Source organism: Cysteiniphilum sp. (genome assembly GCF_057495195.1).
The window spans coordinates 1-9202 of sequence record NZ_JBXTEF010000003.1 but is presented as its reverse complement, the minus strand read 5'-3'; the positions used below and the strand labels follow the sequence as shown (position 1 = coordinate 9202).

Genomic DNA, 9202 nt, shown 5'->3' with positions numbered 1-9202 from the left:
GGAAAAGCATTTGTTTTTCAAAAACTGAGCTAATGCATGACACGGTGATTGGTCTTTAATATCAATCGAGTTGAGTGAGGACGAAACATATGAAATGCTAAAGTAGAACACCACCCATAAAAGAAGCACTTTATGCGAAAACAGTCAAAGACAATATTGAAACACCGACAAATAGCTTAAATGAAATCATTACTAACGCCATTACATTCATGACACCCGCTAAAAATTAAGGCACAATGCCTATCATTAATGTTTTACTGGAGTAAGCCCACATATGAAAGCTTTGACCATCGGTGGTGCAACATTAGATACAATTATCGAATACGAGCAAATGGAAACCATGGAAATCCAAAAGCCACACACTAAGCAGTCCTATTTATTACTTGAGGAAGGTGCCAAAATCGAGGTCACTGATCAGAAATGCTTTAGTGGTGGTGGTGCGACCAATGCCGCTGTTTCCTTGCAAAAACTTGGATTTAACGTGCGTTTTTTTGGCAAAGTAGGTAAAGATAATATTGGTAAATCACTTCTGGAAGAGCTGAAATCGCAAGGCGTTGATACCTCGATTGTACGCTACTCTAATCACTATGGTACGGCGACTTCTTATGTTGTACCATCACTTAAAGGTGATCGTACGATCTTTGCTTATCGCGGAGCTAATCGCGATTTATTAACCGAAGACTTACCGGTTGCGGCAATTGAAGAAGCTGATTTTGTCTATGTTACATCTCTTAGCAAAGCTTCAGCCGCGCAGCTGCCACAAATTGTCAAATTGGCTAAAGTGTGCAATACCAAAGTTGCCATTAATCCTGGTTATAGCCAACTTGAAGTCGGTAGTAGCTTTATTTTAGAAGCCTTAGGCGGCATTGATATCTTGATCATGAATTATCAAGAAGCGCAAAAACTCATGAGCTCTTTATTAAGTTGCGAAGACAACCCCACTGATGAAGCAGCAGTCGATCATCATCAGAATCTATTGCAAGCACAGCCTGTTTATCAAGATAGTTTTTTCTCGTTAAAAGCCTTCTTTCAAAAAGCATTGAACCTAGGGCCTCGCATCGTTGTCGTTACCGATGGCAGCGAAGGGGTCTATGTCGCGACCGAGAAGAAAATGTACTTTCATCCAGCACTTAAGATTGATAATGTTGTCAATACATTAGGTGCTGGCGATGCTTTTGGCTCAAGCTTTTGTGGTGCGATATATGCTGGTGAGAATGTGCGTACTGCGATTTGCTATGGTCTGATTAATAGCGCTTCAGTGATTCAATACCACGATGCCAAAACAGGACTTTTAGATAAAGAAACCATTGCAACTAAAATTGCCGATGTCCCTGATACCTTAAGCATTGTTGAGTGGTAAGCTTTCTTGTCTATTCTTTCGATAAACCTGCTTGATCCCATACGCCTTCAATCTCCTCTAATAAATGATCAATTTCATTATCGTCAATGAGTGATTCTTCTTTATCATCGACAATGTCTTCTTTAAAGCGAATATCTTCACTTTCTGATAATACACTGACATCTTCCATCAACTTACGACCTTCATTTTGCATAGGTTCGGCATAATCGCCTTGATGAAACTGCTCATCATGATAGTTATTCTCTGCCATATTGGGTAAATCACGCAAAAAACGCATTGGATCACTTTGATAGAGCTTCTTGGCAATATGCCATTCCAATGAATTAGAGTTCTGCTCAATATGCTTATAAATCGTTCGTGCATTGGGTGCTAGATTTTTATATAGCGGGAAAAAAAGACCTGGAAAATAATCTTTTGGGTCAAAATGTGTCAGCTCTTTTTGCATATCTTCATAAACGATTGCCGCCTCAAAAAAGCGTTTGGCCTTGATCATGTTTTGTAAAATCAATACTTTTTTGACGAATTTATACCATTTGACTGAAGCAAACTCATCAATATAGCAATTTTTAGTTTCCTTTTGTGAGGCTTGTTTTGTTACAGGTTCACTTGCCCCATCAACATCAGCAGTTAAAGATTCATTTTGCTGCTCTTTATCAAGTAGACGCTTAATGGCAAGCTTAAGCTCTTTGATCGTTTTATGGGTTGTTAATATCGACTTACGTGAGTCTAATTTCAATTGTATTGAGGTTAGGCTTTGCACGGTATCTAATAATAATTCATAAGACTCTACCAAAACATCGACATCAAATACCTTAACCTGCTTGATTTCAGCGGTTATTTTCATATCCAGCATTTGCACAAAGATATCAATACCACTGAGTAAAGTGGTATCAAAACGCTCTAAGGGAGATACACGTCCCGATAATGTATTTAACTGCTCATCATAAGCCTTAATACTTGTGTTAATATCTGCCAAAGATTTTGCGCTCAAAAACAAGTCCGCGGCATATCCCATAAAAAGAATATAGACATCTATGCTTTTGGTTTCTTCAACATATTGGCTAATTGCCTCGATAACCGCTTCGTACTTTCCTTCTTGATATTGATGCACAATGCCACTCATCAACATTGGATTTAAGCGTTTAAGTTGCACAATATCTTCAACGCTGCTTAAGAATGCTAACTGCATATCTATCCTCCTTGTTCTCCTTATTACGCAAAAAAGTAAATGCCAAGCGGCACCAAAATACATATCGCAACAACACCCCAGACGAGATTTTGCGCTTTACGACTATTGGGCATCTGTTGACGTGAAGTTGTTGTGGCAACGACATCTTCGTTTATATTGGTATTTTGATTAAAGTCCTTTAATATCGATTTGACACGTGAAATATACTGGTGGCGCTCAGCATGATTTGGGTTGTGATAATATTTCCCTAAAAAGTCATCTTGCAATACCATAAGAAGCACTTCATAGCTGATTTTTGGATATATTTTATTTGATAGCACTTCATCTAATACATCAAAAACAAACTCACCACCATCTGTGCGCCCATAAAACTCAGCCTGTAAGGTATCCCAATGACAGAGCAACTCACGCTCGGTAATCAATAACATAAATTTCTCATCGACATTAGCAATAATTGGAAAAAGGATAAACTCAGCAATTTTACTACTATAGTCGGTGTTAAGCTGATTTTGCATCGCTAATAATTGCGCCCGAATTTTCTCACGAAATTTGAGAACCTCTTGATCACTCGTTTTACCTGCATTATTAAGCATCAGTGTTTTTTTAAAATTACTTGCTGAATAGACTAAATCGCTTAACTGCGATAATAATTGAAGTTCACTTTGCATTGTTTCAACCTTCCTTTACCTTTTTATTAGCACGTTTACCTCATCGATTAAATCAGATAAGACCTATCGTACTGATTCCTTTTCACAGCTTAGCCTTCGCTGATTTGTAATAAAATCATTCGATCAATTATCGCTATCTATACAGCAAGATACTACCATAGCAAACAAATATGTCTAGCCACTAAGAAGCAAAACATTTGGGTTTATACTGATTAAAAAAACAATAACTTAATCATCAGTCCCAAAAGCACTAGCATAACAATCTTCTTAAGCCACTTAATATTCGCCTTAAGCACAAATTGCGCACCCAACAAATAGCCCATCATCGCCGCAGGTAAAGCGATCATCACGATGTACCAATCAATATTTCCCGTCCATAAAAAGTAAATCAAAGCACCAAAGTTCGCCGATAAATTAACAATTTTGGCATTAGTCACTGATTCTTTGGCGGACATCGACAAAATATACATAAAGCCTAAGAACAAAAAGGTTCCAGTACCCGGACCAAAAAAACCATCATAGGCGCCAACAATAAAACATATCAAACCCAAATACAGATAAAATTTTGGTGTCAACGTGTAGTTACTTTCCGATCGGTAGTTTTTAAATGCACCAATGATTAAAATCGTCGGAATAATGATAAGTAATAAGGTTGTCATCAGTTGATAACTCACCAGATAACTAATCAGTTTGGCACCCAGTAAAGAGCCGATAAATGCCAATATAATACCTAGGATAATCGTACGCCAATAAACCTTTACCGAACACAACAAACGGATAACGGCCGAAAGTGTGCCCACCGACATTACCATCTTATTGGTGCCCAACACTAAATGCGGTGGCACGCCAACACTTAAATACGTTGGGATGGTAATCATCCCACCACCTCCGGCAATACAATCAACAAAACCTGCAAAAAAAATCATTGCAAAAACAAAAGCACCGGATAAAAACGAGATGTGCTCCATATTAGTCACTTCATACCAACCAACCGTTAGAAACTATAATGTACTGTTTATTTGAAAGAGTTCCTAACTATTTTTGTGGTTAACTGGGAAAAATCCTTGTGTATAAATTTTTTGAACTTCTTGCGCGCTTAAAAATGATTGTAATAACATCACAAGCTTGTCAAATTCCTCGGAGATTTTAGCATAGGTTTTCTGATAAGAGGATTTCAGTATTCGATAATAATAAGCAAGCTCTAGACTGGCTGTTTTACCAATATCACTAAAATAAGATGGTGACAGACCTAACTTTTGTGCGCGTTTTGGATACCATCCGGCGTAGATTAAAGAACAATCAAGCACTTTTTCAAGCTCATTGGTATTTTTATGCGCGATACCAGTTAATAGACTTTGTGCAAAGGTCATATCTTTAAGAGCAGTATAGTTGACATTTCTTAGTAAAGCATAAACCACAAACGCCTCAATCTCGACATCAAGTTCAATGCCCATGATTTTTTGTGCCTCACCGATCAGATCATAAAACGATTCGATCATTGTGTTTGCAATTACTACCATAAGCTTTCCTCATTGCATCATCCTATGGCAAGTATAGTTGACTTTTTAGGCTGAGATAAAAAATAAAGAATAAGTTTAATTCCCCCTCACCCACGCAGCTTACGCTGCGCGAGCAATCTTGCAGAGGGAAAGGCAAGAAATAGCGTAATGTATTGCTTCATTATTACTATGGTATTTTATCAAGAGTATTTAATGATCGTCATACACCTAGGTGTGCTTTAAGCATCTCATATGCTGCGCGAATACCCATTGCCTCACCACCAATCATTCGTCCTGGCATATTTGAGATATTCCATGCCATTAAATCAAAATGAAGCCATGGTGTATTATGCTCAATAAAGCTTTGTAAAAATAATGCCGCACTAATACTGCCAGCATATGGTACAGATGCGCAGTTTTTAATATCTGCTACCTGACTATCTAGGAGCTTACGATAAGAAGCATATAACGGCATACGCCACACAGGGTCTTGCACTTTTTCCGCGGCAAGACTTAATTTATGTGCCCAGTCCTCATCATTGGCAAAAAACGCCGACATCTCAGTACCAACAGCAATCCGTGCTGCTCCCGTTAATGTCGCAAAATCCATTACAAGACTTGGTTTCTCACGCGTTGCTTCAGTTAAAATATCCGCTAATACAATTCGCCCTTCAGCATCAGTATTGGTCACTTCAACCGTTGTACCATTATACATTTTAATCACATCACTTGGGCGATAAGCATTGCCTGAAATCGCATTTTCAACGGCTGAAATAAGGACAGTTAAACGCACTGGCAATTGTGTATCCATAATCAAGCGCGCTAAACCTAAGACTTGCGCTGATCCACCCATATCTTTATGCATCAAAAGCATACCACTAGCCGGTTTAATATCCAAACCACCGGTATCAAAAACAACACCCTTACCAACAAGCACAATATGCGGATGCGCTTCATTACCCCAATCTAGGCGAATGCGTCTTGGTGCTCTGGCACTGGCTCGCCCCACCGCATGAATACCACGATAGCCTTTTGTTAATAGGTCATCACCCACGATTTCTGAAAAAGTAGCCGAAAAGGTTTGCGCTAATTTCTGAGTTTGTCGCGCAATCTCTTCAGGACCCATATCTGCAGCGGGTGTATTAATCATATCGCGCACTAAATAAATTGCACGTAAGGTTTTCTCAACCTCAGCAAACTTCTTAGGTAAATATAATTTAATGGTATTCGTCTTTTTGTCTGACTTATACGTTAGAAACTGATAACAACCTAAACCAAATGCCAAATAGAAAAGCTCGGAATCAACGACATCAAAAGGATCCGTAATCTGATAATCACCATGCGGCAATGACTGACATAAGCTTGACATTGACCACATGTCTTTAGTATCGATAACAATCAATGCCGCAGATAACTCACCATCACTATTAAAAAATAAAGCGCTCTTACCAGAGATGGCTTTAAAGCTTTGTGCTTTAAGCATATTTTGCTTTGATTGTTCTTGCTGCTCTAACCAACTTTGGTATTGATCAACAGGGACAACAATTAATTCTACTGCTTCTTTTTTGATTGTTTTGTAAAAACATGAAAATGCCATAATAACCTCGCAACAACTTAATTGATGGAAGTATATTAAAGGATTACCAAGGATTTGAAAGTGTCACCTGCAAAATATACCCATTGTAAAGCATTTTGGTGCTCTTGAACTAGGTGGCTTGATTAATCAATTGGATCTGCGAACAGGCAACGATGTATTGGTATTGGTAAATGGATACGTCACACCTTTAGCAGCATTTGTTGGAGTATTTTGTGTCTTGGTAGCTGTTACTGTAACACTTGAGAAATCTAATCAGCAAGTGGTTCTCTATCTAAACCCAATTTTTACCTTTAACGACAATCACATCACCAGGATTGTTCTTACTTATTATGCTTTGGCTGACAAAATACAGGTTAGCTAAATCATCTACTTGCATATCAAAATACGAAACAGAATGTGTTAATAATGTGGCTAATTCAGCGCTATAATCCTGCCAAATATGTGTTGTTAAATCATAGCGATCAAAGTACACACTATTTTCTCGGGACATTTCTGACTCTGGCGCGATGTAAGCAAAATATAAGCCTCCTTTTATTACCTTAAATCGAATTGAATTATCAGCATTATTACCAGAATTATCACCATAGAAGGTTGATAATTTTAGGGTGGAAACTTGATTAAATGCACTCCCAGTATAATGATAAAAAGCTGCATAGTTTCCTGCAGATGCTAGTAGCACACCAAACGCGAGATATAGGCCTTCATGTTTGTCATAGCTTAAATGAATATCATCAATATTTGCCATCGGCAATATGGCATTATGAGTTAATGACTGCCAAGTTTTTGTATTGATATTATATTTCTGAACCTGCACTCCAGAGTAAACATATGCGACATAGATATTATCATCACTATCTACTGCTAAACCAATCTTTGTACCATTAATCGCCTTAAATGGTGTGGTGATTAGTTCATTAGTTCCTGTCTTTGAGTTATATACATCAACATAAACAGTACCACCATAAGGCTGAGCATTGTTAAATGCTGCATATATTTGATCTTTATCTGGATTGGCTTTTAAAGTAATCACACCAGATGAAGTAAGATGTTGCGTATTTTCAACAACTTTGATCTTTCCATTTACCGTATACTGCAAAATGCCAGCATAACTATTACCCATTTCAAAACTTGAAATAGCGAAATAACGATTACCTTTGCTATCAGAAACTGCTGCATCAAAGTTTGCTGTGCTCGTTTGTTCAGATTGAGATAATTTCATAAAAGATTGCCAACTTGCATGGTCTAAGTTAAGAGCATACCAATCAATATGACTGTATGGATTGCCATAGCTATTGATCAAAATTTCTGGCAGTGTGTTGCTTGGTTAATACTTATCAAGGCGCCTTCAACATCCTTAGCAGCATTAGCATTAACCAAATCATTACCTAGCTTAGAAAAACTTATTCCTTGGCCTGTTTTGATGGTTATACTATCAACAACGTTATCATGATCAACTACAACTCCAAGTCTATGTGACGCACACATATCATCCTGAGCAACCTCTATAGTAAAGGTTAGAGGCGTTGCATCTACCATAACTTGTTGTACCTGTGGAGTTACTATAAGTTGAGTTGAGCAATTAGATTCATCAATTAACTTCACCTGATGTGTCTTGGAATCTGTTACAGCAACACCTTTATCTTGCTTTGATTTTAATGCAACATCTAATTGATAATGATGCCCTGCAATAAGAGTATTAGGACTCCCCGAAAGTACGACAGTAAAGTTCTCATTTTCATTCTGTGATGGACTACCAACTCCTGAGCCACAGCCTACCACCAATAGTATACTAGCGAATATTCGTGATAAACCTTTAAATCTAGATGTGAGAAATTGCATAGTTACCCCAGAGCTTATAATAAAATGTTTCTAAAATTTCAGAACAATCTTAAAACAAAGAAATAATTAAAATATGTTTATATGTGTAAAAAATATATATCTTAACTGCAACACATATGAGAGACTCAGTTTTCCTTGAAAAATAATCAAAAAAGCTTTTAATTATGTTTAGAAGCAATAAAAAGATGTAAGGACTGCAAGTCAATGACTTTAACCAATAGCCAAGTAAATTCGATTAAGAACATTCTTATCATTGATGATGATAAAGAGATCACCAAAAGCTTGATGCAAACACTTAAAGATCGCTTTAATATTGATGCACTTGCCATTCATCACCCCAAAGAAGTCAGCGCAACACTGACTCAGAAAAAATTTGATGCTATTTTACTCGATTTAATGTTACCTGAAATCGATGGCATTGAAGTCTGTCGCCAAATTCGCGCCATCACCAATACACCGATTATCATGATCACTGCGTCACAGGAAGTTTCTGAGCGCATCTTAGCTTTTGATGCTGGTGTTGACGATTTCTTAGTGAAACCCTTTAGCACACTTGAGCTTATGGCGCGCATCAATGCCATCTATCGACGCATGGCGCAGGCTTCACCCGAGCTTAAAGATAAGATTTATCAGTTTGATCGCTGGCAATTTGATACGCGCACGTCATTGCTAACAACTACAAGCGAAGAAGTCCAATTGTCAACGGCAGATGCTAATTTACTGATGATTTTCCTTGAGCATCCACGGCGCATTTTGGAGCGTGAATTTCTACTGAATCAGACCAACACCAGTAAACGTGATATTTATGATCGTGCAATTGATGTCCGCGTTGGATTATTACGTAAGAAAATTGAAGACGACACCAAACACCCTAGGCTTATCCAAACGCATCATGGGCGTGGTTATGTATTTAATTCAAATGTTATTAAAAAAGCGACCTGAATTTCATTTCAATTACTGGAGTTACGCACTTTAGAAAAACTATGATTTTATAAACACCCCGTCAGCCTACGGCTGCCACCCCTCTTGCAAAGCATAGGTTTATAGGGA

9 protein-coding genes are annotated in these 9202 nt (G+C 37.8%); 2 read left to right on the top strand and 7 right to left on the bottom strand.

Annotation, left to right across the window (positions count from 1 at the left end):
• The first annotated feature begins 274 nt into the window (after positions 1-274).
• Positions 275-1360, top strand: coding sequence for a carbohydrate kinase family protein (locus ACY10D_RS00145; RefSeq protein WP_486998792.1), 1086 nt, complete (start codon positions 275-277; stop codon positions 1358-1360).
• A gap of 10 nt (positions 1361-1370) precedes the next feature.
• Here ACY10D_RS00145 and ACY10D_RS00140 read toward each other — a convergent pair whose 3' ends face one another.
• From ACY10D_RS00140 to ACY10D_RS00110, 7 genes are all read right to left on the bottom strand, one after another.
• Entirely contained in the window at positions 1371-2549 is a 1179-nt protein-coding gene (locus tag ACY10D_RS00140; protein WP_486998791.1) for a type VI secretion system protein IglI family protein, read from the bottom strand.
• A gap of 23 nt (positions 2550-2572) precedes the next feature.
• The gene (locus tag ACY10D_RS00135) at positions 2573-3217 is read right to left on the bottom strand and encodes a DotU family type IV/VI secretion system protein (protein WP_486998790.1); all 645 of its coding nucleotides are present in this window, start codon (positions 3215-3217) and stop codon (positions 2573-2575) included.
• Positions 3218-3429: 212 nt separating this feature from the next.
• The gene (locus ACY10D_RS00130) at positions 3430-4185 is read right to left on the bottom strand and encodes a sulfite exporter TauE/SafE family protein (protein ID WP_192483322.1); all 756 of its coding nucleotides are present in this window, start codon (positions 4183-4185) and stop codon (positions 3430-3432) included.
• 63 nt (positions 4186-4248) lie between these two features.
• The gene (locus ACY10D_RS00125) at positions 4249-4737 is read right to left on the bottom strand and encodes a hypothetical protein (RefSeq protein ID WP_486998789.1); all 489 of its coding nucleotides are present in this window, start codon (positions 4735-4737) and stop codon (positions 4249-4251) included.
• A 199-nt stretch (positions 4738-4936) separates the two neighbouring features.
• Positions 4937-6313 carry a leucyl aminopeptidase family protein gene (locus tag ACY10D_RS00120; RefSeq protein ID WP_486998788.1) on the bottom strand — a complete coding sequence of 459 codons (1377 nt, stop codon included), beginning with the start codon at positions 6311-6313 and terminating at the stop codon, positions 4937-4939.
• 271 nt (positions 6314-6584) lie between these two features.
• Positions 6585-7532, bottom strand: coding sequence for an NHL repeat-containing protein (locus ACY10D_RS00115; protein WP_486998787.1), 948 nt, complete (start codon positions 7530-7532; stop codon positions 6585-6587).
• Positions 7533-7609: 77 nt separating this feature from the next.
• Entirely contained in the window at positions 7610-8152 is a 543-nt protein-coding gene (locus ACY10D_RS00110; RefSeq protein ID WP_486998786.1) for a hypothetical protein, read from the bottom strand.
• A gap of 204 nt (positions 8153-8356) precedes the next feature.
• Here ACY10D_RS00110 and ACY10D_RS00105 point away from each other — a divergent pair, with 204 nt between their 5' ends.
• On the top strand, positions 8357-9094 hold the full coding sequence (locus ACY10D_RS00105; RefSeq protein WP_486998785.1) for a response regulator: 738 nt from the start codon (positions 8357-8359) through the stop codon (positions 9092-9094).
• The last annotated feature ends 108 nt before the right edge of the window (positions 9095-9202 follow it).

Bases quoted from the DNA above. Each gene is read 5' to 3' on its own strand.
- ACY10D_RS00145 (WP_486998792.1), top strand. From the start codon at position 275: ATGAAAGCTTTGACCATCGGTGGTGCAACATTAGATACAATTATCGAA.
- ACY10D_RS00140 (WP_486998791.1), bottom strand. From the start codon at position 2,549: ATGCAGTTAGCATTCTTAAGCAGCGTTGAAGATATTGTGCAACTTAAA.
- ACY10D_RS00135 (WP_486998790.1), bottom strand. From the start codon at position 3,217: ATGCAAAGTGAACTTCAATTATTATCGCAGTTAAGCGATTTAGTCTAT.
- ACY10D_RS00130 (WP_192483322.1), bottom strand. From the start codon at position 4,185: ATGGAGCACATCTCGTTTTTATCCGGTGCTTTTGTTTTTGCAATGATT.
- ACY10D_RS00125 (WP_486998789.1), bottom strand. From the start codon at position 4,737: ATGGTAGTAATTGCAAACACAATGATCGAATCGTTTTATGATCTGATC.
- ACY10D_RS00120 (WP_486998788.1), bottom strand. From the start codon at position 6,313: ATGGCATTTTCATGTTTTTACAAAACAATCAAAAAAGAAGCAGTAGAA.
- ACY10D_RS00115 (WP_486998787.1), bottom strand. From the start codon at position 7,532: ATGAAATTATCTCAATCTGAACAAACGAGCACAGCAAACTTTGATGCA.
- ACY10D_RS00110 (WP_486998786.1), bottom strand. From the start codon at position 8,152: ATGCAATTTCTCACATCTAGATTTAAAGGTTTATCACGAATATTCGCT.
- ACY10D_RS00105 (WP_486998785.1), top strand. From the start codon at position 8,357: ATGACTTTAACCAATAGCCAAGTAAATTCGATTAAGAACATTCTTATC.